Raw genomic sequence first — 1,766 nt, forward strand, 5'->3', positions numbered from 1 at the left:
GCCATGAGCGCGGGCGCTCTCTTCCTGCGCGCCCTGCGCGCCACTTACACATTGGGCGGTCCCGGCAAGCATGCCGTGGAGACCGCCCATACGCGTTTGATCGTTACCGGCGCGTTTTTCGCCCTGGCCTTCGGGGCCGTCGGCGTGCGCTTGGCCGATGTGACGCTGTTCCCCGCGACCGACGAAACCCGCAAAGCCCGCGCCGCCCGCCCAGACAAGCTGGACCGCGCCGATATTGTCGACCGCAACGGGTTGCTGGTCGCAACCTCGATCCAAACCGCGTCGGCCCACGCCAATCCGAAGGAAATCACCGATCCGGCGAGCGTGGCGCGCAAGCTCGCCTCCGTCCTGCCCGATATCGACGAAAAGCAGATCCGCGAGCGCTTGGCCGCGCCCGAACGCAGCTTCGTTTATATCCGCCGCAATGTAACGCCGCGCCAACAGTATGAGATCAACCGGCTCGGCATTCCCGGTATCCAATTCCAGCAGGAAGACCGCCGCCTCTATCCGCAAGGCCGCTTGCTCGCCCATGTGCTCGGCTTTTCGGACGTGGATAGCAACGGTCTGGCCGGGGTCGAAAAAGGCTTAAACGAGCGCCTGCGCGCGGGCGGCGAGCCGGTGGCGCTGTCCATCGATACGCGCATTCAGCATATCCTGCGCCAGGAACTCGACGCGGCGATGGTGAAGTTCCAAGCCATTGGCGCGGCGGGAATCGTGATGGATATTTACACGGGCGAAGTGCTGGGCATGGTCTCGTTGCCCGACTTCGACCCGTCGAACCCCGGCGGCTCGCCCGACGATGCGCGTTTCAACCGCATCACGCTCGGCGTGTACGAAATGGGCTCGACCTTCAAAATCTTTAACACGGCGATGGCGCTCGATTACGGCACGGTGTCGGTCAGCGGCGGCTACGATGCCGCCCGCCCGATTTCGATTGGCCGCTTCACGATTAAGGACGATCACCCGATTCCGCGCTGGATGTCGGTGCCGGAAATCTTCATGTATTCGTCCAACATCGGCTCCATCAAAATGGCGCAAGATGTGGGCGTGCAGGGCCAGCGCGCCTTTATGGATAAAATGGGGATGCTTGCCCCGCCGAAGTTCGAAGTGCCCGAAATCGGCCGCCCCCAGGTGCCGCAGCCGTGGCGGCCGATCAATCTAATGACGATTGCCTTCGGGCACGGGCTTTCGGTGAGCGCGCTTCAGGTCGCCGCCGGGGCTTCTGCCGTTATGAACGGCGGCATTTACGTGCGCCCGACGCTGATTAAGCAGGAAGAGGGCGTTACCATCCACGGCACGCGCGTTATCAGCGCCAAAACCTCGGAAACCATGCGCAAGCTGCTGCGCCTCGTCGTCACCGGCGGCACCGCGCGCAAGTCGGAAGTGCCGGGCTATCTGATCGGCGGCAAGACCGGGACGGCGGAAAAAATCGGCGCGCGCGGCGGCTACCGCAAGAACGCCAATATCACCTCCTTCGTCTCGGGCTTCCCGATCCATAATCCGCGCTACATGGTCATGGCGATGCTGGACGAGCCGAAGGGGCTGAAGGAAACCTATAATTTCTCCACCGCCGGGTGGAATGCCGCGCCGACGGGCGGCAAGATTATCGCCCGCATCGGCCCGCTGCTGGGCGTCGAGCCCTATGACGCCAATGCGCCGGAGGTAAAGGCCGCGCTGGCCGTCGATCTCGCCGGAACGGGGCCGCGCGCGGTGAAACCGAACCCGATGGCAACGCCCGCCGCAGCCCCGCTGACGCCGAGCGTTCC

At 64.2% G+C, this 1,766-nt stretch carries 1 protein-coding gene; it reads left to right on the forward strand.

The window, feature by feature from the left end:
- Window positions 1-1,766 (forward strand): peptidoglycan D,D-transpeptidase FtsI family protein (locus VZ95_RS12975; protein ID WP_198148281.1); only part of this gene is annotated, 1,766 nt, incomplete at both ends.

The organism is Elstera litoralis (genome assembly GCF_000963705.1).
In the GTDB taxonomy this organism is placed as follows: Bacteria; Pseudomonadota; Alphaproteobacteria; order Elsterales; family Elsteraceae; genus Elstera; species Elstera litoralis.